The following is a 23,783-nucleotide window of genomic DNA, read 5'->3' on the forward strand; positions in this document are numbered from 1 at the left end:
AGAGAGTACTTTGAGGAATTGAAGGCCAATGCAGAAGAATTATTTCACTTGAAGCAAGACTTGCTTCAGGTTAATGATAAATTAGATGCTAAGATCCAGGAATTGGAGATGGATCAGCTACCAAATGGCGATCAGGTCATTGGAGTTGATCTAGAAGCTGAGGAGGTATTGTTACTACGAACTCCAGAAAATGCTCAGGTTGAGGAGTGGGAGGTTCGTAAAGATGGCTTGATTACTGATTATCGTTCCAATCTTTCAGAAGCAGCTCAAATTGTGGATGCTTTGCTTGAAATGAAGAATACGGAGATTGATACTATTCTCTACGAAGAAGTAATCAACTATTCTAAGAGAACTTGGCCAGATTCGGAACCAATACAACTTCCAGAAAGTATTAAGGAAATGTTGAATCAAGAAGCTAGGCTAGACCCTTCATACTACCAAATAGCACGGTTTGAAACATTAAGACAAGCCTATATTTATGGGATGATTTCACCTAGCTTTCAAGAACACTTCCCTCATTATTCAGATTTCGTTAGGAACTATGTTGAAGATAGGAAAGAATACGAATTTTTCGATTATCGTACAGAAGCAGTCTCTCTAGCTCAGGAAATTTTAGCTCCCCGTTTAGACGATATTAATCAGATTTTAAGTATGAACAATCAGGAGTTAATCGTTCAAGAAGTTACTGGATATTCTCAGGGTGAAAGCTGGGAACTAGCTTATTTACGGGATACAAAGACGGAAGATAGAGAATCTGTTCAGTTCTATCTTGAAAGTGAGATTGGAGCTTGGTATAAGGGAAGTTTAACAGAGTTGGCTATTATCCGCTTTGATGATATTGATCTAGAGAAAGGATTTAATGGCCATCAGGAAGCAGTCTATCATATCGATGAAAGTCTGTTAGTTCATGATAAGCTAAAACAAGCTCAACTCTATTTTCCTGATTTAAACCGTTTTGTAGAAGCAGAAGAACTTGAGAGAGAACAGACACAAGATATAGTCACAGAAAAAGAAGGGCTAGAATTTTCATTGTAGGGAGGTAACAGATGGCATTAAGTAAAGAAGAAGCCAAAAGATTATCTATTATTTCTGTTGCAGAGCAACTAGGCATAGAGTTAAAGCGTACAGGAAGCCATAGTTATACCTGGACAGAGCACGATTCATTTGTGATCGATGCAAGAAAAAATGAATTTCACTGGAATTCAAGAACTGAATTTGGAGATGTCATTCAGTTAGTACAATCCATAAAAGGAGTTTCTTACAAAGAAGCGATGCATTTTTTGGAAACTGGAGAATTTAAGCAAGTTAATTCAGAAGCTCAGATGGCTCCAAAAGAGCCATTTTACTATAATTTGGAAAGATATGAGAATCAGGATTTCAGCGCCTCTAGAAGTTATTTAAAGGCACAGAGAGGCCTTTCAGATGATACGATTAATTTCTTTATTAGCCAGGGGAGTATAGCGGAGGCAACCCGAAAAAAAGGAGACTATTTCGAGCCTGTGATTGTCTTTAAATATAAAGACAACACGGGCTTTTTAGCTGGCGCTAGTCTCCAGGGAATAGTAGAGAATCGAGTGCATTATCCAGAACGTGGGCGCTTAAAACAAATTATGAGAAATTCAGACGGACAACTAGGATTTTCAATTGATATTGGTACTCCTAAACGTTTGGTATTTGCGGAAGCTCCAATCGATCTAATGAGTTACTATGAGCTTCATAAGGATACTCTTCAGGATGTCCGCTTAGTAGCTATGGATGGAATCAAAGATGGTATCATTAGTCGAAGATTTATGGAATTATATGCCGAGATGAACGGTAAATCCTATCAAGTGGATCAGAATGTTGGAAAAGCACTAGAAACTGTCGTTAGAACAACGAATTATTTTAAAGATGGTCAGCATCAGGATATGATTACCTTAGCTGTAGATAATGATGCAGCTGGTTATAGTTTTATCACTCGATTGCAGGAAAAGGGGATTCCAGTACAGATTGCAATTCCGCCTATCGTTCAGCTTAACCAGGAAAAGGAAGATTGGAATGATTTCCTGAAGAGGGGGAATGAAGCTCCTAAGGAGCTGGCGCACGTTTACACAGCAGATGAAAAGTCCTGGCATTATCAGGGCTTTTTTGAGAAGGAACTAGCTCTTGCAAAAGCGCAAGAGCTAACTGCAGATGATGTAAAAGCTTTTGTGTCAGATAGGCAATTGACAAGGGAAGAAGTCCGTCAAGAATATCAAACAATTATTAATCAAGAGAGAGGGAGAGAAAATACTATGTCAGAATTGTATGAGAATGGGACTAAGTATGAAGCAGAGGATGTATCAAGTAGTCCTAAAAAAGATGACGGATTCGTTATTCAACCTGAAACACAGGATATAATTGATTCTGGAGAGGTCAAACAATGGGCTAAACATCCAAATATCTACTTTGTGAAAGGGCTACGTCTAGTAGCTTTAGAACTGACAAAAGAAGGAAAATTTGAACAATCAGCTAAATATCTCCCTCATACGGAGGAGGAAGAAAAGCTGGTAAACAAGTTATTGTCCAAACAAAAAAAGCAAGATGAAGTAGTCCTAGAAGATGATCAGAGTTCTGAATTGAACATAGATACTAGCAATTTATCTCCAGAAGATGCGGAATGGCTGAAGAAGAACTGGCATAATATTAGCTTCTCAGTAGAACCTAAAAAACAGATGGTCATTGATGGAGATAAAACGGTAATCTTTGAAAAGCCTTCCGATTCTGTTGGAGATACTAATGAAGCGCAGGAAAAAAATCAGAGCACAGAAAAAGCTCCTGAGAACTCTCAGGAGCAAATGAATGACAGGACCAGTGGTGGCACGGGTTCTTTACAGCCTAAAGCTGAAGGCAGTACCTCACCTGTACTTGAAACAAGTACCTTTGAGCAAACTGTTACCAGTCACCCGACATCATCCTATCCTTACCTACAGTTTAGCACAAATTATGATAAAGTGCAACGGAGAATAGCGAATTATCATCCGATTACACCAGCGGATTTAAGACGATTAAATCAATATGCGCCGTCTATCCAAAGTACAGCGTCCTGGTATTTAAATGAACTGGCTGACAGTAAAATCAGCTTTGTTTATGCGGATCATGGAGAGGAGAATGTGCTTCAGGTGACTTTTCAAAAGGATAATTTTATCCATCTTTCAGGGATCAGACCTTTTGAAGAGGGAAAGGGAGCAGCAAATTTCCTAGATGATATTGCAAATGGTCAGGGGCATTATGACGGTATGTTGATTAGTAATGCAATTAAGGATAAATTACAGGTTCTTCCTATGTTCCGTGATATTTTAGATCCACATTCTTTTGTTTTAGATGATTTGAGCAGTGTTGAAAAGCTTCACAATCTCAATATGAGTGAAGCTATTAAAGCAAAAGATGAAGATTTCTTACTACTGTTTAAAGATATTGGAGATGAAAAAATTCCAGCCTCTCTTATGAAACTCAAGGGAGAGCTTGCAACTAATGTTAAATTGTTGGATGAAAAGATCATTCTCGGTGTTTATAGAGAAAGAGATGGTCACATCGAGCAACTTTCAGTCAATGAAGAATATATTAAAGACAAAGGTGCAGAAATGCTGTCAGTTTTGAAGAATAAGCAGTTTGAAGAAGTTTCTAAAGAAATTGAACAAACAACGCCAGAGAACACACTGAATAGCCCCCTACTTGATTCAGCTACCTTTACTCAAGTCTTAGATACTGTCTATAACTTAGGTGTGCCAGCTGACATCTCAAAAACTCCAAAAGAATTTCATCAAGCCTGGAATCAGTATCTTGACTATGCGAAACAGTGCGATGATAAATTTGATCAGATTATTGCTGCAGCTGGAGAAGATCATCTCCTAGATACAAATTCAGATTTTTATAAAGAATGGAAACAAGATCATATCTATAAGGAAAACTACCATGTACGCCTTCAATGGGCTGAGGAGCACCCAGATGGGCCTAGATTGCCCTTTAAAGAAACAGAGCTGATTTCGTATCAAGACTTTGCTAGGGAGCTATATAAGGCCAATCAGAACTTCTATTCGTTGCATCAAGAAGGGCTAAAACAAGTTACTGGTGGTCACCCAGAAGCCTACAACTCTCCAACTAAGATCCAGTTTAGTATTTACGCTCCTGATGGTGAACTGATTCAAGATAGCATCCGTTACAATATCGGTGAGGAGATTAACCCCATCGCTCACAAAGAAAGACTTGGAACACGAGAAATGCGAGAGCATCCAGAGCTGATGAAGATAGATGGGACATTATTTAATCAGTATCATCTGGAGAGATTAGCGAGTGAACTAGATATTTCTCAGTTCAGTTACGCTTTGGAAGATACTCCTTATGCCGATCAACTTTTATCCCAAGTACCTTATGGAGTGTTAGAAAACAGCCCGATTGGTTTTTCGGATAGTAGTCATGATAGTCGTCTAGGATTTATTTCTTTTGATGGAATGGATAGTGTTGAGGTAGAAAATTTATCTGCTTGGTTTGAGAAGTTGGGAGTTAAGGATTCTCCAATGGAACAAGTAGCTCTTGTAGAAAAATGGCAAAAAGAAATTAAAGATTTATCAGAAAAAGTTGAACAAACCATCGAAAACATTCGGGATGAATTTGAACAAACACAAGTCAAGAATTTGCAAAATACACCAGATAATCCATACGAAAAAATTTATCAGTATAACCGAAAAGATGAGAGAGATCGTGATTTGGATGGTGATGGTATTTCCAATTCTGATGAGATGTTGCAAGGGACAGATCCATACAATGCTGCTTCTAACCTTCATAAAAAGCAGGAAGATCGAGAAAGAAGGACAGATGCTGAAGTGGCTGCAGGAGCTATTATTACCGAAGCAGTTGCTACTAAAAAATCAGAACAAACTATTTCCCAGTTGGTTTCAAATAAAGATACAAAAGCTTTGGCTGAGCATTTGAAAGAGGGAATGAAGAACTATTTGGACTCAGAACAGTTTAGATCGTTCTTGGATACGATGAGTAAGTTTCATAACTACTCACTTAACAATATTCATTTTCTGAAGATGCAGAATCCTAATGTTTCCCAAGTTGCAAGTTTTAATAAATGGAAAACGGATTTTGAAAGAACAGTTAAAAAGGGTTCTAAGGCTCTGAAAATTTGGGTTCCGTATCAAGTGAAAACTAAAATTTCTGCTAATCAAAATGAGTTGAGTTTTTCTCCATCTGAGAATGAGATGGAAGAGAAGGAAGTCACAGTTACTCGATTTAAGTTAGGGAATGTCTTTGATGTTTCTCAAACAGAAGGAAAAGAATTGCCAAAAGCAATTAATGAATTGACTGGTTCTGTCAAAGATTATGAAGATTTATATCGAGCAGCTAAAGCAGTTTCGATGGATAATCAGGTTTCTATCAGTTTTGAAGAAATTAAAAGAGAGGGCGCAAATGGTTATTACTCTCCAAATGAAAATCGAATAGTCATTTCAAAAGGATTAAAGGGGCAAGAACATATTCTAAAAACAATTTTTCATGAAATGGCTCACTCAGATTTACACAGAGGAACTAATGCACAATATGGGGACGACCAATATCGTAAGCAAGAATTACAAGCTGAAAGTGTAGCCTATGTCGTAGCTAATCATTTTGGTTTTGATACTAGTAGTTACAGTTTTGGATATTTAGCCATCTGGGCGAAGGATAAAAATGGCTTTGAAGATATGGTAGAACAACTGCAGATTGTTCAGAAAGAAGCAAAAAGTTTGATTGATCGAATGGATGCAAAGTTAGAACTGGTGAAAAATAAAAGCGTAAAGAAAGATAAATTTGCAGATAAACTTCGACAAGCAAAAGAAAAATCTGAGAAGTTAGGTAGTCAAAAGGCGGAGGCTGTAAAGCAGGTGGAAGAAAAAAAGTCCCTGAGCAGCCATCAATAATGGAGGCGATAACCCGCAGAAAGAAAAACAAAAAAGGAGAAACAGAAGATGATTGAAAATCTAAAGCAAGAAACTTTTGATATTTTGATGGAGATATTTTTTGAGGATGAGGCTACAGATTCGCCAAAAGTGAATGAAGTCAACCAGCATATTTCACGTAAGGAATGTCTCTACATTCTTCGTAGGGATATGCGAATTAAAACAAGCTATGAACTAGAAGAAGCAGAAATGTATCCAGTTGCATTGAAAGAAATCGAGGAAATGAGTGACGAAAGATTTGAGGCACTTAGAGATGAAATCTTAAAAATGAAGTTGCTTGATGGGATGGATTTTCTCTTGGAAACTTTAAAAGTTTAATCAAACTTTTCTCCTCGAAATAAATAAATTCCTGCTTGCAGGGATTAGGGGATTGGGGATTTCCCCAAAAATTTAAAAAGTCAAGAATAGTCAGGTGTTTCACTCTGACTATCTTTGACCTTTTTAAAAACAGCATTTGGGGACCCAAGTGCTAATCTTGCCAGAAGAAAAGGGGCCCTAGGCCCTCAAGCGAAAAAGTCAGAGGAAGGGAGATTTTTTTTTGAACAATAGAGAAAAACGAAAACGAATGATTCAGAAGAAAATTCGATTGACGGAAGAAGAGGCACGATTTATTTCAACAAAGGTTGCAGAATCTGGAATGACAAATTTTAATGCCTTTGCTCGAATCATGTTGATTATGGGTGAGGTCAAAATCTTAAATTTTGAAGAATTGAAAGAATTGCGTAAGGAAATAAATCGGATAGGGGTCAATATTAACCAGGTCGCAAAAAAGGTGAATGAAGATGATCAGGCCAGTCTAAATGAATTGAGTCAGATTCTTGAATTGCAGAAATATTTGAAAGATACCGTCAATCAATTTATCAAAAGACAGGAAAACCAAACAAAGGAACAAGAGCGATGGTTGTAACAAAAGTTCTTCAGATAAAAGGAGTGGCTTCTTTAGGACGAGCTACAAAATATATTGAGGATGAAGCAAAGACGGTCGAACTGACTGATACAAAAAGTTTAAATAATGCTTTACGCTATATTGAGAATCCATCTAAAACGAGTTTCTTAGAACAAGATGAGCAACTAGAATTTCCAGCAATAGTTAAGGACGGCCGAGTAGTCAAGCAACTGGTATCTACTTATGGAATTACAGATGCCAGCACAGCCACAGAAGAATTTCTTTTGACAAAAAAGAATGCGGCTCAACGATCAGGGACAAAAGAATTAAATGATATTCAAAATCCGAATCGAGTTTTAGCTCATCATATCATTCAATCATTTTCTCCTGAAGATGATTTGACTCCGCAAGAAATTCATGAGATTGGCCGTAAAACAATTTTAGAATTAACTGGTGGACAACATGAATTTGTCATAGCGACTCACATGGATAAGGGACACATTCATAATCACATTATCTTCAATTCAACTAACTCTGTTACCTTAAAAAAATTTCGTTGGCAGAAAAATACTGCTAGAAGCTTATTCAATATTTCAAACAAGTATGCGGATTTAGCTGGAGCTAAAATCCTCAAAGATAAATTATGGACTAATCGAAAATCGTATCATGCCTATCGCAAAAAAAATTCTTTTCGCTATGAGATCAAATCTCGTTTGGATTTTCTTTTAAAACATTCGACCTCATTAGAAGATTTTAAATCTAAGGCCAAAGCTTTAGATCTTGTTGTTGATACTTCAGGGAAGGAAATAAAATATCGTCTGACTGACCAAGAACAAACAAGAAATGTTCGGGATCGTACTTTATCCAAAAAAGGAAATTATTCTTTGGAGAAAATTTCTGAGAGACTAGTTGGTAACGAGGTGACCTTCTCTGTCAATGAAATTAAATCTGAATATGAAAAAATGGTTGCGGAACGAGAAGATGATTTTGAAATGAGAATCACAGTTGAAGAATGGCAGGTGATGGAAGAAACAAAAAATGGGATCTATCTTGAAATGGAATTTGGGATTAGAAATAAGGGAACAATTCTTATTCCAGCTCATCAGATTGAAAAAGCAGAAGATGGCTCTTATGAAATTTTTATCAGAAAAAATGACTTCTACTATTTTGTTAATCCCAAACACGCTGATAAGAATCGTTACATGAAGGGAGAAACAGTCGCTTACCAGCTATCGTATGATAATGGAGAAATGATTATCCGAAAAAATCCTAAAATCTCAACTTTGGATCAGCTTGTTCGTGAATATAATTATCTATCCGCTCATGGAGTGACAGAAGGACAGCAATTTGATGAATTGCTAAATCGTTTTGAAGAGGAACTAGAAGAAGTAAATAACTTGCTTGATAAATTAGATCAACGCTTGGGTGATCTTAATAAAATTCAGTCTGCATTTCTTGCACTGGAATCAAACAATCCTCAAGAAGTGAAACTAGCTATTTCCATTTTGAAAGATTTGAGAGTAGATCCTACTACTCGAAAAACTGAGATTGATAAACTTATTAAAGAAGCGACCTTTGAGCGCCAGGCTTTGTATCAGCGAGTAGAAGCAATTACAAAAGATTATAAGTTACATCAAGACATTGAGAAAAATGTGGAGCAACGTAAGGAAAGAGAAACTTCATTGTAAAAAAATAATTATAAATATAATTATAAACATATTGACAAATATAATTATAATGGTATAATAGAAATATAGAAAAAGGGATGGAGAAATAGAATGAAGATTATCACATTTGCCGCTATTAAAGGCGGTGTTGGGAAAACGACTTTAACTTTTAATTATGGGGAATGGTTGGCTAAGAAAGGTCATAAAGTTCTCTTTATAGATTTAGACCATCAGTGTAATTTGACTCAGTGCTACAATATTTACGAAAGCAAGAATACAATTGCGAATGCCTTCAAAGGAGGTGATGTGGATATTAAGCAAGTCAAGGAAAATATCAGTCTAATTCCAGGATCGGTTCAACTTGACACTGTAGAACGAGATTTGGAGAACAGCGATAAGAAAAATATGCTACTTTATCTTTGGCTAGAGGATAACTACGAAAAGAAGAAGTTGGATCAGTTTGACTATATCTTGATTGATTGTAGACCGGACTTTGCGACAGCTACTAAAAATGCTGTTGCAGTCAGTCATGCTATTATTAGTCCCTTGACTCCTTCAGAGTTTGGTTATAATGCCAAATTCAATCTATCAACTCGGTTAGAAGCATTCAGAAAGGATGTGATTGACTATCGTACAAGAGAATCATACATTACTGCTGAGTTATATTTCTTAGCAAATATGATTCGACCAAACTATGGATCATCAAGAGAATTACTGGAAGCCCTGGGACTTGAAGCTAAAGAAAAAGGAACAGATAACCTTCTAGGAATTGTACCAGCAAAAGAGTTATTCAATCATTCAACGATTGATAAGATCTCTATTGCAGATATGGAGGAGAATCCTGAGCTTTATCAAAAACACAAAAAGTTTTTCACTGAGCTGGAGCAGACTTTTTCAAAAATTTATGATACAATATAATTATATTTATAAACACAAATACAATTATAAATATAATTAGAAGGAGATTGTTATGGCATTCACACCAAAAGAAAAAGAGATTTCGCAGATTATCGAAGCAACTCACCAACCTGAGCAGATTTCAGAGGTAGCCAACTTTGAAAGTTTTGAACGCAAAAAGCAATTTCAGTTTACTTTGAAACCAAGCAATCGGAAAAAATTAGATGAGATTGCTAAAGCAGCCGGAGCAAAGTCTGCATCAGATTATCTTGATAGGTGGTTGGAAAGTTTACAATAATAGTTATATTTATAAATACAAATATAACTATAAATATAAATATAATTACAAATATATTCTACAATTATTTTAACTCATTGCTTTTGTTGCTAAATGAGTCATATTAGCTATGAGATGATACTACAGTTAACTACCTAAAGTCTGGTTTAATACCAGGCTTTTATCTTTGCTGACAAAAAACATTTGAACTCTCGAACTAAAATCTTTATACTTTTTTATTATGATTTTAGTTGGGAGTGTTTTTATTTTGGATACAAAAATTATTGATGAGAGAGAATTTGTAGAGAAATTTAAAGAGAAAAATCTACAAGGATTTCATAAATTTGTAAGTGACTATGACAACTATATTGCTCCCACAATGAGAGCTAGAGGTTACAAATTTGTAAACTATGCTGAGAGAACCGTTACATTTACGTTTGGTCAGGTAACTTTTTCAAGAAGGCGCTGGTATAAGAATGGGAAATGTAGAATTCCAGTAGATGAAAAGTTAGGTCTGGAGAAACGTATTGCCTATTCCAAAGAATTGCTGTATCAGATCACTAAACTAGCTACAATGTTACCATATCGAAAAGTTGTGGAAGTTATTGAACTGATGTACCAGGTTTATATTACTAAAGACACAGTGTTAAAAGCAATTAAACTAGCAAGTCAGTTGTTAAATGAAAAAGAAGATTATCGTTACTATAGTGATGAAGTAGTTGTCAAGAAAATTGAGGCACCTGTCATTTATCTTGAAGGAGATGGTGTATGGATAAAGGTCAGTGGAAGAGGAAAAGAACAACAGAATAAAGAATTATCTCATTTTGTTATTCATACCGGAACGGAGGAGTATGGAAAGAGGAAAATTTTAAAAAATAAGGTGGAAATTGTGTCTCCCAATAATCGAATGGCAAGGAAAAGAGTAGTAGATTATATTTATAATCATTTTAAAATTACGTCAGATACTATACTTGTGACAAATTCAGATATGGGTCATGGATATACTCCACATCTTTTTAAAGAGATATCGAATGATCTAGGAATTAAGCATCATCAACATTTTTGGGATCGATATCATCTAAACAAAGAAATAAAAAAGTTGGTCAAACCGTATTCAGTAGAGCTACTAGATCAATTTATGAAAGCTATAGATAGTCATTGTAAGAAGAAGTTGAAAACAGCTATTGATACTCTAGAGTCATTAGTGTTACTTAATCAGAATGAAAAGAAGATTGATAATTTTACAATTTTTAAAAATAGAATACTTGGAAATTTTAAATATACGCAACCACCTGAACAGAGGATGCTTGATACAGCAAGTCTAGGAATTATGGAAAGTCAGCATCGTAAAATCAGTTATCGGATGAAAAATAGGGGGATGTATTGGTCATTAAACCATGCAGATGCTATGTCCCATCTTATTTTGTTGTCTTACAACCAAGAACTCCGAGATTTATTTTTTGGTAATTGGAGAAATGAATATGAAAAATACCACTCAGAGGGAATGAGTGGTGCAAAAGTACGAAAAAAAATTGATCAAGCTCCAAGGAGTTTAGGAACAATTGTAAATGCTTCTTGGAAAGGCCGAAAACAGAGAGATAAACAACGTTTTGCAGGAAAAAAAATTAATAGATAAGATGCCATTAAATCAGTAAACTATTGACTTATAGCGACAAATATTGTATAATAATCTTATCAATAAAAAAGAGGCACGCAGCAACGTACCTCTCATAAAGATAAACAATTGGTGCTTGTTTATCAGTAAGATTAATACTATCAGAAATTTTAGTAGATGTCAAGACTGAGCAAGTAAATTGTTTAGTCTTATTTTGATATTTCCGTTTTTGATGTATTTTTTTACTACCTCAAAAGAATAGACACAAACTTTTACTGTAAATTTCTTTACTTTTTCTAGGAAATTTGGTAAACTGTATCTTGTGTGTAATGGACGCACAAAAATACAGTTTATCCGCTGAGGAAGTTTCCTCAAGATTGACAAAGATAGGAGAATAAAATGAATCCATTAATCCAAAGCTTGACAGAAGGTCAACTTCGTACTGATATCCCATCATTCCGTCCTGGTGACACTGTTCGTGTACACGCGAAAGTTGTCGAAGGTAACCGTGAACGTATCCAGATTTTTGAAGGTGTTGTTATTGCACGTAAAGGTGCTGGCATCTCAGAAAACTACACAGTTCGTAAAATCTCTAACGGTGTAGGTGTTGAACGTATCTTCCCAATTCACACTCCACGTGTTGAAAAGATCGAAGTTGTTCGTTACGGTAAAGTACGTCGTGCGAAATTGTACTACTTGCGTGCTCTTCAAGGTAAAGCAGCTCGTATCAAAGAAATCCGTCGTTAATTCGACCAAAAAACTCTGCTCATTCGGCAGAGTTTTTCTCTAGCTCCCTTAGTTCAATGGATATAACAACTCCCTCCTAAGGAGTAGTTGCTGGTTCGATTCCGGCAGGGGGCATTTTTTGTTGCTTTTAAAGTTGAGAAATGTTGATATATCAATGTTTCTCAATTTTTTAATACCCAAAAAAGTGAAAAGTCTTTAGAAAAGTGTTTAGATACTCCTGAATTTTTTCAAGAATTTAATCAATTTTAGGTTGAAATAAATACTCCAAATACTCGTTCAATTCATCCATCACCATAAATAGTGATTGCTTTGTATCCACAATTCCAAAAAGTTCTAGATGAGCTTTGAAGATTTCAGAGTAGTTAACGTTGGGAGCAAGCAGAATGATTCTTGCATGAAGATGCTGTCGTCGAATTCGGGTTACCGTGGTTGACAACTTACAAGGAGCAGTAATTGTGATAAAATAAAACCAATTCCTTTTGGTGTAAAGTTGTATCATTGGGAATGTAGAATGAATGGTTACAGGTAGTTTATGTTGTCTGATATATTTTTTCAGAACCAGAAGTAACCAATAATATTGTATCCATTGAATCATATCTTTCCTCCAATCGAATTTATTGTACATGGAGTGAAAGTATTCATTTTGAAAATGTCATAAAAGGATAGAAATCTGTCATATTCGGCATCTATCCTAAAGGAGGAAAGTTAATGTTAAGTATTTTCGTATTAGAAGATGAGTTATTGCAGCAATCTCGTATCGAGAATGTGATTCAGGAACTGATTGCTCAAAAATCATTACAATGTAAACCTCCGAAGATTTTTGGCAAACCTCATCAATTAGTGGAAGCAATCACTGAAAGAGGTTCACATCAATTATTCTTCTTAGACATTGAAATTAAAGGGGAAGAAAAGAAAGGCCTGGATATCGCAAAAGAAATTCGAAAGAAAGACCCGAATGCGACAATCGTGTTTGTCACGACTCATTCAGAGTTTATGCCAATTACCTTCAAGTACAAGGTAGCCGCACTTGATTTTATTGATAAAACGCTCTCTGAAGAAGAGTTTGTAGAACGTATTTGTTCCGCTATCGAATATACGATTGAAAAAGCTGGAACAACAGTTTCTGAAGATGCTTTTACTTTCGAGACTGCGATGGCTCATGTTCAAGTACCTTTCAACAATATTCTGTATTTTGAGACTTCGCCAACGATACATAAGGTGATTTTACATACCAAGGATGAACGATTAGAGTTCTACGCGAGTATTGCAGAAATAGAAAAAGCAGACCCTCGCTTATATCGTTGTCACAGGTCTTTTGTGGTAAATCCTGCTAATATTGTGAAAATCGATAAAGAAGAAAAGATTGCTTTATTTGAAAATAATGATAGTTGCTTGATTTCCCGTATGAAATATAAAGGACTGCTTGAAAAAGTAAAGACACTAAATTGTTAGGATGATTTTATGGAATTATTTTTAAATGTAGCGAATGTTTATTTAAAAATACTGGCACAGATGTTGATTTTTAAACAGATTAGTGAATTGCCGATAAAACGGAAATGGTTCTTGATAATACCAGCGGCCTTCGTTGGTCTCTTTATTGTAGTGCCACCGATCGCTTATTTTGGATCTTTTATTATGTATATTGCCTATTGCTTTTATATTAATAAAGGTCAGAGTCGAATGATGAATCTGTTTTATGGATTGTATCCAGTTATTGTGGAAAGTCTATTTGGACGTATGCTAGGTTATAATGTGCTTCCGATGTTAGGAATTACAGTGTTTAATGAAGCGACGATTAGCGGATATGATATTCTGATTGAATTGCTCATTTTCCCAGCCTATCTACTGATTATTCATTCGTTAAAAATTGACTTTAAAGATTTAAAAGAAGGATTTAAACGTCAATATTTTAATACGATTTTACTGATTATTAATCTATCGATGATACTCTATATCATATTGGTTTCTTTGTTTGTTGTATTAAGAAATCAATTGTCAGATGCAGATATGTGGAGAGGACAGCTTAATAATCTATATATTATTTTATTTTTCATTATGCTCTTATATGTCAATGCAAGTTCGAAAGAAAAACTCGAACAAGAAATTGTAGCGCAGAAGGACCGCCAGTTAAAAGAATTATCGAATTATAGTCATCATGTGGAATCTCTTTACAGTGAAATTCGCAGTTTTAGACATGACTATCTCAATATTTTAACGAGTTTGAAACTAGGGATTGAAAATCAAGACTTGCATGCAATTCAACGTATTTATGAGGATGTTCTGAAAGAGAGTGGAAAGTCATTTTACGATAGAAAATTTGATATCGCACGACTAAGCAATATTAAGAATGATGCTGTTAAAAGTGTATTGTCTGCGAAGTTATTAGAGGCGCAAAATAAAGGAATAGATATAACCGTTGAGGTGGAAGAACCGATAGATGATTTCCAAATAGAAATTTTAGATTTCATAACGATTTTATCCATTCTTTGTGATAATGCGATTGAAGCTAGTCAGAATGTTAAACACACTAAACTTTCCGTTGCATTCATTAAGAGTGAGATGGCATTGATTTTGGTGGTTGAAAATACGATCGAAGCTGAGAAGGTGGATGTGAGTCATTTGTTTGAATGCGGTATATCCACAAAAGGTGAAGATCGAGGTCTTGGACTCTATAATTTACAACAAATCATGGATCGTTATCCAAAGTGTTCAATCAGCACTAAAAGTGCAAACTACCAATTTTCTCAAACAATTACTTTTATTCAATAAATGAATTTATCTAAACTAAATAGTGATTGCTATTTAGTTTTTTTGTGCTTTCATGATAAAAATACCGTTCGTGACATTTCAGTGACCGTTTTTGATAATTTGATTTTCTGTGGAAGCAGATATAGTAAACTAAATCCATAAATAATACAAACGCCTGGAGGCTTATATGTTTAAAGTATCAGAAATCAAGAAGTCATTTAAAAATAAAGAGGTTTTAAAAGGTGTTTCCTTCACGATAGAAGAGGGAGATAAAGTTGCCTTACTTGGGAATAATGGGGCAGGAAAAAGTACACTACTAAAGATTATAGCCTGTCAACTGCAAGCAAATGCAGGGCGTATCGAAACAACCCTTGATTTTCAAACAGAAATCGGCATGATGCCACAAGGAGATATTTTGATTGATGATTTGAAAGTGGGAGATTTAGTATTGCTCAAGTGCTATATGAATCAATTAGAAGATATCGATATCGAGGCATTACTGAAAATGGTTGAATTGGAGGGGTTTAAGAATCAATATGTTATGGGGCTTTCCGGCGGACAAAAGAGACGTCTCTCATTATTATTAACAATTTTAAATGAACCTCGACTAATCTTTCTTGATGAACCAACTACCGGAATGGATTTAGAGTCTGTTGATAATTTCTGGCATCTTTTAGAAGAGCAAAAGTTTACGTCGGTGGTCGTTACTCACGACTTTAACCAAATTGATCATTTCTTTACGAGAGTACTGATTTTAAAAGATGGCCGTATTGCTGCACAGGAAAGTGTAGAAGATATTCACCGTAATGGCCAAACAATCGAACAGTTCTATAGAGAACAAGTGAAAATGGAGGGATAATGATTATGAAACTCATTCAATTAAAACAAGTCCTTGACAATAAAAGATTTTTATTATTTACAATATTTATTCCAGTTATATGGTATGTGTTTCTATACAATATTCAACAAGGAATCACACCAAATATAATGCTTGGTATTGCCGTATTTATTGGGATTATCGGGAATAGTCTCGCTACCTTTAGCAAACGAATTTCATCAAATATTGATTTTTACTCATTCGAATCAAAGTTTTCTAAATATACCGTAAAAAATTATTTACTTGACCAAACTCTCTTACAATTGGTGCTAAACACCTTAATTTTTGTTGTGGTATTAGCGGTTGGCGTTATCTTTTTTAGCCTTCCGCTAAATAGTCAATTAGTCGTTCAATTTTTCTTGCTAAGCGTTATGGGGATTTATTTTAGTATTATTGGTTTTGTAATTGGAGTTAGACTCGATGAGAAAATTATTGATACGGTTAGCTTTCCAGTAATTATTTTAGCTTCTATGACAATTATTCCATTTGCATCTCTTGGTGCCGAAGGAGGATTCATGGAATTTATTAGTAAAGCTCAAATGATTTTCCCAGGATACTATTACACCAATATCGTGAATGCTTTAACTACTTCAACGAATATTGATGTCAAAGATGTAGCACTCTTCATTGGAGTATTTATCTTGAATGTCATTCCACTATACTTCCTTGTCCCTAAAGTGAAGTTAGCTACTGTAAAATAAAATGAAAGAGCCAGTAATTAAAGAATGTTACCGGCTCTTTTGCTTTTTTGAGCAATCTAATAAAGAAGATTGCCCATATTTTACATTCATTTTTAAAAATAATTTAGTATTTTTTGTCTTTTTGACCAAATCATGACCAAATTTTGACCAAAAATTATATTTTGGTCAATGACTATGGAATAAAATGGATCATGAAAATGTCTTTGATTTATAGTAGTGTTAATTCTCCCATCAAATACAGTTTTTCTACTCTCAAAATTTAAGTAACTTTACAACCAATACTGGAAATTGAGTTCTAACATAGTAAAAACCGCTCAGCAGAGCGGTTTTTGTCTATTCTGTCTATTCTTTCTACAACACCCAAGTTCGAATAGCATGAGCAACGCCAGATTCATCATTTGATTTAGTGATGTATTTGGCGATTTTTTTGAGTTCTGGGTTTCCGTTTTCCATAACAACTGGGTTACCTACGACTTCAAGCATGGCACGGTCATTTTCTTCGTCTCCGATAGCCATGGTTTCATCTTTGGTCAATCCTAGTTTCTCAGCCAAGTGAGTAATAGCTGAACCCTTGTCTACATTCTTTTTAAGGAGCTCAAGGTAGAAAGGAGCAGATTTGTTGATGGAGTAGCGCTCATAAAATTCTGCAGGCATCTTTTCAATAGCGGCATCCAGAATTTCAGGCTCATCGATAAACATACATTTGACGATTTCCTTGTCAGCCATTTCTTCAGGTGTACGGTAAAAAATCGGCATGCTGACGAGGGTTGATTCATGTACAGTGTATTTTCCGATATTGCGATTGGCTGTGTAGATGCCATCCTTGGTAATAGCGTGCATATGGACGCCGAGTTTGCGGCTGAGGAATTCCATATCTAGATAATCCTCAAAAGTCAAGGATTCGCTGATAATCTCATGCCCTGTAGCAGTTTCTTGGACAAGGGCACCGTTGAAGGTCACTACATAGTCACCTTCATCTCTTAATTTCAAGTCATCTAGAAGTTTGGCAACTCCTGCGATAGGACGTCCAGTTGCAATCATAACTTTGACACCAGCTTTTTTGGCATCTTGAATAGCGGCAAATACTTCAGGAGTGATTTCCTTCTTACTGTTGACAAGGGTTCCGTCAATATCGACGGCGATTAGTTTAATACTCATAAATTTCCTCTTCTAGTTTTTATCAGGGGTAAAATGATCGTTCTCAATCAAGTGTAAAAATTTCTGGGTAATGCTTGCGAAGATGCTGTTTTGGTCCAACATTTCTTTTGGGAAATAGAAACGATTATCTCCGTGGCGACTGCCAGCAAGGGATTGAACGATAGGAGACAGGCTAGAGAGTTCTGCTAGTTCTCCATTTTTTTGTATAATCTCAATCTGCGTTCGTGGATTTTCAGATTCAGGGCGATAGATATCATAAGGAAGGTCAAAGTTCTTATGAATAGCTGTGTAGTAGTCGGGATCAAAGCCGATGTCTTCTACTAATTTTCTCATAGATGCAAGCTGTTCTTGATCTTCTTGTGAAAAGGTAATGGATTTAAAGACCTTGCGATTGACAAAGCGTTGTGACAGGTCTGCTAGTATCTTGTCAGAACTGGTCATCCATAGTTGAAAATAGGTATTCATAACTCCGTCATCCAAAGACAGATAGTCAGCTAAGCTAACATTTTTTTCGAAAAATGGAAGTAGATGAGGAGAAGTTCGAGCAAAGAATTCTTTGTTATCTGGATAAAGTTCTTTAGCACGTTTCAAAAGATTCTGCAGAAGGACTTCCATAGCACGTGTGGCAGGATGGAAATAAACCTGCATATACATTTGATAGCGACTAAGAACATAGTCTTCGATGGCATGCATCCCGTTTCGTTGAAAGGCAATTCCGTTCTCGATAGGGCGAATAACTCGTAAGATACGTGTTAGGTCAAATTCCCCATAAGAAGCCCCTGTAAAATAGGAGTCACGTAAGAGATAGTCCATGCGATCTGCATCGATTTGACTCGAAATCAGCTGGACCACCTGCTTATTTGGATAAGTGTGGTCTATAACGCTAGCTACCTTTTCAGGGAAATCTGGGGCTACCTGTAAAAGAACCTGGTGAATCTCTGTTTCGGGGCTTTGGATAATTTCCTGCGTAATCGCCTCATGATCAGTATCAAAGAGATTTTCAAAAGTATGCGAATAGGCACCATGTCCTAGGTCATGAAGGAGGGCTGCAGTCATGGTTAGGAGGGACTCCGAAGGATCCCATTCTTTAGGATACTTTTCCTCAAAAATCTCGGTGATGCGTCGTGCAATCTCGTAAACACCTAGACAGTGAGAGAAACGACTATGTTCTCCACCATGAAAGGTATAGCTTGATGTTCCGAGTTGCTTGATACGACGCAAGCGTTGAAATTCTTTTGTATTGATTAAGTCATAGATGATCTGATTATTGACATGGATGTAGTTGTGAACTGGGTCACGGAATACTTTTTCGTTCATATGACCATTATAGCAAAAAGCTAGAGTTTTTGGTAAAATAGTAGGACAAGAGAGAAGAAAGAGGACCTGATGTGAAGATTCGGATGCGAAATACGATTCAGTTTGATGAGCAGTTGGAAGTGATCGACCAGCTTTATGACGTTGAAGTGCATGAGAAGGGAGATTATCGCTATCTGCTTTTCTATAATGAGGAAAAAGAAAAAGTAGTGATTAAATTTCATGGTCAAGAGCTGGTGATGACCCGTTTTTCTAATCCGAAAACCAATATGCGTTTTTTGAAGGAAGTTGATAGTTTAGCCTATATTCCTACACCAATGGGGATACAGGAGTTTATCATCCAAACAAGCCATTATCACGTTGAACAACAAAAGATTGAACTAGCCTATCAACTACAAAACAAAGAAGGAAATCCATTTGCTAACTACCGCTTAGAAATTACCTGGGGGTAAGAAAGCCGGTGGAGGAGAAATCGATAGACAAAGTTTCGATTTCCTAGTTCCAAATCATCTAGCAGGTCAAAGTTTTTTTGCTAATAAAAAATGAGGTTGGGATTTTTGTCCCAGCCTCTATTTGATATACAGTTCTTGATTTTTCAAGACAATTTCACGTACACTTGCAAATTTCTTCAGCTTTTTGATGTCTTCGGGATGTGTTACAAGCGTGATTACATAGCCCTCTTTGCCCATACGTCCAGTACGGCCAGCGCGGTGAGTGTAAGTTTCCATATCTCTAGGAACGTCAAAGTTAACCACGCATTCCAAGCTATCAATGTCGATACCACGAGCTAGAAGGTCTGTTGCAAGAAGCAGTGTTAGTTGCTTGTCTTTGAATTTTTCGAGAATAACTTTTCTGAACTTAACGTTGACATCGCTAGCTAGTGAAACAGCTAAAACATCGCGATACTGTAATTTCTCTTCTGCACTTCCAAGGTCTGACAAGCTGTTAAAGAAGACTAGGCCACGGAAATCCTCGACATGTGCCAGTTTTCTAAGCATATCAACTCTGTGTCGTTGGTCCACTTGCATGTAGAAGTGTTGGATGTTGTCCAACTTTTGATCAGAGAGGTCGATGGTGCGCGTGTTAGGCGCAATCTTATCTTGGTCAAACTTGGTAGTGGCACTCATATAGATGAGTTGGTGGTCGCGAGGTGCGTAGTGAGTAATCTTTTCTACAAAGTGGATTTGAGAATCATCTAGCAACTGGTCAAACTCATCAAGTATGATAGTATCCACATTCATCATCTTGATTTTCTTCAATTTGATCAGTTCGAAGATACGACCGGGAGTTCCGATTAAAATTTCTGGTCCTTTTTTTAGTCGTTCAATTTGGCGTTTTTGACTCGAACCTGACAGGAAGAGCTGAGCAGTTAAGCCAATGGCTTCACCCCAGGTTTTAGTTACCTCAAAAATCTGACCAGCCAGTTCAGTATTTGGTGCTAAAATCAATAGTTGTTGCGCTTTTTTCTTTTGGAGACGAAGAAGAGTTGGTAGGAGATAAGCTAACGTTTTTCCTGTTCCTGTTGGACTGACTCCAAGGAGGGTTTGACCGTCTAAAATCGGATCAAAAAGCTGAGTTTGAATGGGTGTGAATTCTTGGAAACCGAGTTGTTCGGTTAGCTCTTGCCATTCTTTAGGTAGTTTGGTTTTCATTTTTCTGCCTCAAATCTAATGCCAGCAGTCTGGCGCATGGTGTAGAGTAGCTTATGGACGTGTGTTGCATCATCCAACCAAGCTTGGTAAAGTTCTAGGTTTGGCTGCTTGATCATGTTAGCAAAAGCAGCGACCTCCTCAGTCATGGTATGAGGTGCCTGCTGAATAGGTAGATGTGTTTCATTACCTTGATGATCTGTAAAAATAGCTGAGCGAACATGTTCAATGGTGTTGAGCGTCAAGGTTCCATCTGTTGTGTATATTTCACAAGGCAGATTAGAAGTAATATTTTTACCAGCCTTGATATGGACTTGATAACCGGGATAAGATAAGATACCATCTCCGTTTAGATCAATAGTGTTGTCAAGTTGTTGAGCTTGATAGGTCGCATCGAGTGCTTTTCCAAATAAGCGAACCGCAGCATAGATTGGGTAAATACCTAAGTCCATGAGAGCCCCACCAGCAAAACGGTCTGAAAATACATTTGGCGTGTTTCCAGAAAGAAGGTCTGGCATCTTAGAAGAATACTTGGCATAGTTGAGGTCTGCACCTAAAACCTCCTTATCTACTAAAAAGTTTTTAATAGTTGTGAAGGCTTCCTCATGATAGTTACGGGCTGCTTCAAAGATAAAACGGTGATGCTCCTGAGCTATTTGAATTAACTCTTGCCATTCTTGGGGTTGAGTCACAGCCGGTTTTTCAAGGATAACATGTTTACCAGCAGATAAGGCCTTTTTAGACTGACTATAATGCAGAGAATTGGGACTTGCGATATAGACAACATCAAATTCAGATTGGAAGAAATTCTCTAAATTATCAAATAGACTAACATTTGTATAGGAACTAGCAAATTGCTGGGCAGTCGTAAGCTTTCTTGAATAAACAGCGACCAACTGGAATTCCTGACTAGCATGAGCAGCTTCTATAAAGTAGTGACTGATCGCACCAGTACCGATAATACCAAGTTTAAGCATGAAATCTCCTTTTTTACAAGTAATAACTGCTTTCATTATATCACAGATACACTAAACTAGCCAAAGGGAGACAATTCTTTTATTTGATACTTCGAATTTTCATCAAAAAATGGTACAATAGATTCAGAAAAAATAGGAGTGTAGTATGAGATTATTACCTATGAGAAAAATTTCTCGTCATTCAAAAAGATTGGCGCTTTTTTTGACTTTTTGTGCGGGTTATGTAGATGCCTATACCTTTATCATACGTGGGAATACTCTAGTTGCAGGTCAAACGGGGAATGTCGTTTTCCTTTCCGTTGGTCTCATTCAAGACAATGTTTCAGATGCCAGTGTCAAGGTAATGACCTTGATTTCCTTTATGGTAGGTGTTTTCCTCTTGACAGTCTATAAAGAAAAGTTACGGATTGTAAGAAAACCAATTCTATCCCTTATTCCACTAGCAATTTTATCTTTGATTATAGGATTTGTTCCCTTGACGGTTGATAATATATACATAGTACCACCGTTAGCATTTTGTATGGGACTTGTAACAACAGCATTCGGAGAAGTTTCAGGAATCGCATACAACAATGCTTTTATGACTGGTAATATCAAACGAACCATGTTAGCATTTGGGGAATATGTTCGCACAAAACATACTCCTTTTTTACGAGAAGGTCTTATCTTTGTCAGCCTACTATCTAGCTTTGTTCTCGGAGTTGTTGTATCAGCTTATCTGAGTATTTCTTATAAAGAAAAAACAATTTTAGGGATTCCAATCATGATGAGTATTTTTTATCTAAGTATGCTTTTTGCATCTTGGAGGAAAAAAGTTGGAGAAAAAGTTTAAATTCGATGATAAATACTTGTCAAAAACTAGGAATCATGCTATACTTGAAGAGTTGACTATGCACAATCCTGTGCAACCGCACGAACATCGTTGCTCGTCGTATAACAAATTTAAACTTCGTCATTATCGCCTTGCCTAACATAAGTTATGTCTTCGGCTCAATTCCTAGTTTATTCTTTGTTATACTTAGAGCTCTTCTTTTAAGTGGTTCGTCCCACGATGCTAGGCGAGTCTTCACAAAAATACGGGGGGAACCCTCAAAAATCATAGGAGGTGCATAATGAGCACATACGCAATTATCAAAACTGGCGGAAAACAAGTTAAAGTTGAAGTTGGTCAAGCAGTCTACGTGGAAAAATTGAACGTTGAAGCTGGTCAAGAAGTTACTTTTAACGAAGTTGTTCTTGTTGGTGGTGAAAACACTGTTGTCGGAACTCCACTTGTTGCTGGAGCTACTGTAGTTGGAACTGTTGAAAAACAAGGAAAACAAAAGAAAGTTGTTACTTACAAGTACAAACCTAAAAAAGGTAGCCATCGTAAACAAGGTCACCGTCAACCATATACAAAAGTTGTCATCAACGCAATCAACGCTTAATTTTAAGGAGAACACATGATACAAGCAGTCTTTGAGAGAGCCGAAGATGGCGAGCTGAGGAGTGCGGAAATTACTGGACACGCCGAGAGTGGCGAATACGGCTTTGATGTCGTGTGTGCATCGGTTTCTACGCTTGCCATTAACTTTATCAATTCGATTGAGAAATTTGCAGGCTATGAACCAATCTTAGAATTAAACGAAGATGAAGGTGGCTATCTGATGGTTGAAATTCCTAGAGACCTTCCTTCACACCAGAGAGAAATGACGCAGTTATTTTTTGAATCATTTTTCTTGGGTATGGCAACCTTATCGGAGGACTCTTCAGAGTTCGTCCAAACCAGAGTTATCACAGAAAACTAACACGGAGGAAAACATTATGTTAAAAATGACTCTTAACAACTTGCAACTTTTCGCCCACAAAAAAGGTGGAGGTTCTACATCAAACGGACGCGATTCACAAGCAAAACGTCTTGGAGCTAAAGCAGCTGACGGACAAACTGTAACAGGTGGATCAATCCTTTACCGTCAACGTGGTACACACATCTATCCAGGTGTAAACGTTGGACGTGGTGGAGACGATACTTTATTCGCTAAAGTTGAAGGCGTAGTACGCTTTGAACGTAAAGGTCGCGATAAAAAACAAGTTTCTGTTTACCCAATCGCGAAATAAAAAGGTCCAGTGAACCTTTTTATCCCGAGCCTTGAAATGAAAAGGCGAGGAAGCTAGAAGTAGCATTAAATAAGGCTTTCCGAGTTTTCGGAGAGCCTATTTTTTGTTTTGCTACCCATTTTGCTACCCAGAATGATTTTTTTGTAAAATTTTTGTACAATATCATCGGTTTATACTCAATGAAAATCAAAGAGCAAACTAGGAAACTAGCCG

The 23,783-nt window shown here is 36.5% G+C and carries 24 protein-coding genes and 1 tRNA gene; 19 read left to right on the plus strand and 6 right to left on the minus strand.

Features of this window, described 5'->3' with window-relative positions; all coding sequences use genetic code 11:
* The 10 genes from ADH31_RS03590 to ADH31_RS03635 all read left to right on the plus strand — a co-directional run.
* The coding region (locus ADH31_RS03590) for a hypothetical protein (RefSeq protein WP_049509045.1) at positions 1–1,035 on the plus strand (1,035 nt) is incomplete at its 5' end.
* An 11-nt stretch (positions 1,036–1,046) separates the two neighbouring features.
* Positions 1,047–5,921 (plus strand): PBECR4 domain-containing protein, encoded by a 4,875-nt coding sequence (locus ADH31_RS03595; RefSeq protein WP_049509046.1) that lies wholly within the window; start codon positions 1,047–1,049, stop codon positions 5,919–5,921.
* A gap of 48 nt (positions 5,922–5,969) precedes the next feature.
* Positions 5,970–6,278 carry a hypothetical protein gene (locus ADH31_RS03600; RefSeq protein ID WP_049509047.1) on the plus strand — a complete coding sequence of 103 codons (309 nt, stop codon included), beginning with the start codon at positions 5,970–5,972 and terminating at the stop codon, positions 6,276–6,278.
* A 220-nt stretch (positions 6,279–6,498) separates the two neighbouring features.
* Positions 6,499–6,867 (plus strand): plasmid mobilization protein, encoded by a 369-nt coding sequence (locus tag ADH31_RS03605; RefSeq protein WP_049509048.1) that lies wholly within the window; start codon positions 6,499–6,501, stop codon positions 6,865–6,867.
* The gene (locus ADH31_RS03610) at positions 6,858–8,534 is read left to right on the plus strand and encodes a helical hairpin domain-containing protein (RefSeq protein ID WP_049509049.1); all 1,677 of its coding nucleotides are present in this window, start codon (positions 6,858–6,860) and stop codon (positions 8,532–8,534) included. The genes ADH31_RS03605 and ADH31_RS03610 overlap by 10 nt, the downstream gene beginning before the upstream one ends.
* 90 nt (positions 8,535–8,624) lie before the next feature.
* A complete protein-coding gene (locus tag ADH31_RS03615) occupies positions 8,625–9,431 on the plus strand; it encodes a ParA family protein (protein ID WP_033680408.1) in 807 nt (268 codons plus the stop codon).
* 52 nt (positions 9,432–9,483) lie between these two features.
* The gene (locus tag ADH31_RS03620) at positions 9,484–9,708 is read left to right on the plus strand and encodes a hypothetical protein (protein ID WP_049509050.1); all 225 of its coding nucleotides are present in this window, start codon (positions 9,484–9,486) and stop codon (positions 9,706–9,708) included.
* A gap of 247 nt (positions 9,709–9,955) precedes the next feature.
* Positions 9,956–11,323 (plus strand): ISLre2 family transposase, encoded by a 1,368-nt coding sequence (locus ADH31_RS03625; protein WP_049509051.1) that lies wholly within the window; start codon positions 9,956–9,958, stop codon positions 11,321–11,323.
* Positions 11,324–11,701: 378 nt separating this feature from the next.
* The gene (gene rplS / locus ADH31_RS03630; RefSeq protein WP_001068669.1) at positions 11,702–12,049 is read left to right on the plus strand and encodes a 50S ribosomal protein L19; all 348 of its coding nucleotides are present in this window, start codon (positions 11,702–11,704) and stop codon (positions 12,047–12,049) included.
* 42 nt (positions 12,050–12,091) lie between these two features.
* Positions 12,092–12,163, plus strand: a tRNA-Arg gene (locus ADH31_RS03635).
* Positions 12,164–12,284: 121 nt separating this feature from the next.
* Here ADH31_RS03635 and ADH31_RS03640 read toward each other — a convergent pair.
* Positions 12,285–12,644 (minus strand): hypothetical protein, encoded by a 360-nt coding sequence (locus ADH31_RS03640; RefSeq protein ID WP_049509052.1) that lies wholly within the window; start codon positions 12,642–12,644, stop codon positions 12,285–12,287.
* 113 nt (positions 12,645–12,757) lie between these two features.
* Here ADH31_RS03640 and ADH31_RS03645 point away from each other — a divergent pair, with 113 nt between their 5' ends.
* The 4 genes from ADH31_RS03645 (at position 12,758) to ADH31_RS03660 (ending at position 16,375) form a co-directional block, all read left to right on the plus strand.
* Positions 12,758–13,501, plus strand: coding sequence for a response regulator transcription factor (locus ADH31_RS03645; protein ID WP_049509053.1), 744 nt, complete (start codon positions 12,758–12,760; stop codon positions 13,499–13,501).
* A 9-nt stretch (positions 13,502–13,510) separates the two neighbouring features.
* Positions 13,511–14,818, plus strand: a complete 1,308-nt coding sequence (locus tag ADH31_RS03650) for a sensor histidine kinase (RefSeq protein WP_049509054.1) — start codon at positions 13,511–13,513, stop codon at positions 14,816–14,818.
* A gap of 166 nt (positions 14,819–14,984) precedes the next feature.
* Positions 14,985–15,656, plus strand: coding sequence for an ABC transporter ATP-binding protein (locus ADH31_RS03655; RefSeq protein ID WP_049509055.1), 672 nt, complete (start codon positions 14,985–14,987; stop codon positions 15,654–15,656).
* Positions 15,657–15,661: 5 nt separating this feature from the next.
* Complete coding sequence (locus ADH31_RS03660; protein WP_193389767.1) at positions 15,662–16,375, plus strand: ABC transporter; 714 nt, start codon at positions 15,662–15,664, stop codon at positions 16,373–16,375.
* Positions 16,376–16,726: 351 nt separating this feature from the next.
* Here the strand turns inward: ADH31_RS03660 and yidA are convergent, their stop codons facing one another.
* Positions 16,727–17,533: a sugar-phosphatase gene (gene yidA, locus ADH31_RS03665; protein WP_049509056.1), complete on the minus strand. Its 807-nt coding sequence runs from the start codon at positions 17,531–17,533 to the stop codon at positions 16,727–16,729.
* A gap of 12 nt (positions 17,534–17,545) precedes the next feature.
* Complete coding sequence (locus ADH31_RS03670; RefSeq protein ID WP_049509057.1) at positions 17,546–18,850, minus strand: HD domain-containing protein; 1,305 nt, start codon at positions 18,848–18,850, stop codon at positions 17,546–17,548.
* A 71-nt stretch (positions 18,851–18,921) separates the two neighbouring features.
* Here ADH31_RS03670 and ADH31_RS03675 point away from each other — a divergent pair, with 71 nt between their 5' ends.
* Positions 18,922–19,299 carry a DUF1934 domain-containing protein gene (locus ADH31_RS03675; RefSeq protein WP_152904327.1) on the plus strand — a complete coding sequence of 126 codons (378 nt, stop codon included), beginning with the start codon at positions 18,922–18,924 and terminating at the stop codon, positions 19,297–19,299.
* 117 nt (positions 19,300–19,416) lie between these two features.
* On the opposite strand, the gene ADH31_RS03680 is transcribed toward ADH31_RS03675, so the two are convergent.
* Together ADH31_RS03680 and ADH31_RS03685 are read right to left on the minus strand one after the other, a co-directional pair.
* Complete coding sequence (locus ADH31_RS03680; protein WP_049509059.1) at positions 19,417–20,499, minus strand: DEAD/DEAH box helicase; 1,083 nt, start codon at positions 20,497–20,499, stop codon at positions 19,417–19,419.
* A complete protein-coding gene (locus tag ADH31_RS03685) occupies positions 20,496–21,473 on the minus strand; it encodes a Gfo/Idh/MocA family protein (RefSeq protein WP_049509060.1) in 978 nt (325 codons plus the stop codon). The genes ADH31_RS03680 and ADH31_RS03685 overlap by 4 nt, the downstream gene beginning before the upstream one ends.
* A gap of 145 nt (positions 21,474–21,618) precedes the next feature.
* Here ADH31_RS03685 and ADH31_RS03690 point away from each other — a divergent pair, with 145 nt between their 5' ends.
* The 4 genes from ADH31_RS03690 to rpmA all read left to right on the plus strand — a co-directional run bounded on the left by ADH31_RS03690 (position 21,619) and on the right by rpmA (position 23,570).
* Positions 21,619–22,305 carry a YoaK family protein gene (locus ADH31_RS03690; RefSeq protein WP_049509061.1) on the plus strand — a complete coding sequence of 229 codons (687 nt, stop codon included), beginning with the start codon at positions 21,619–21,621 and terminating at the stop codon, positions 22,303–22,305.
* Between the two features lie 280 nt (positions 22,306–22,585).
* Positions 22,586–22,900 (plus strand): 50S ribosomal protein L21, encoded by a 315-nt coding sequence (rplU, locus tag ADH31_RS03695; protein WP_000109141.1) that lies wholly within the window; start codon positions 22,586–22,588, stop codon positions 22,898–22,900.
* 15 nt (positions 22,901–22,915) lie between these two features.
* The gene (locus ADH31_RS03700; RefSeq protein ID WP_000613695.1) at positions 22,916–23,260 is read left to right on the plus strand and encodes a ribosomal-processing cysteine protease Prp; all 345 of its coding nucleotides are present in this window, start codon (positions 22,916–22,918) and stop codon (positions 23,258–23,260) included.
* A gap of 16 nt (positions 23,261–23,276) precedes the next feature.
* Positions 23,277–23,570, plus strand: coding sequence for a 50S ribosomal protein L27 (gene rpmA / locus ADH31_RS03705; RefSeq protein ID WP_000916509.1), 294 nt, complete (start codon positions 23,277–23,279; stop codon positions 23,568–23,570).
* Positions 23,571–23,589: 19 nt separating this feature from the next.
* Here the strand turns inward: rpmA and ADH31_RS10160 are convergent.
* Positions 23,590–23,783, minus strand: a 194-nt coding sequence (locus tag ADH31_RS10160; protein WP_204373478.1) for a hypothetical protein, incomplete at its 5' end; no start/stop codon positions are given.

This window comes from Streptococcus pseudopneumoniae (genome assembly GCF_001072375.1).
In the GTDB taxonomy this organism is placed as follows: Bacteria; Bacillota; Bacilli; order Lactobacillales; family Streptococcaceae; genus Streptococcus; species Streptococcus pseudopneumoniae_L.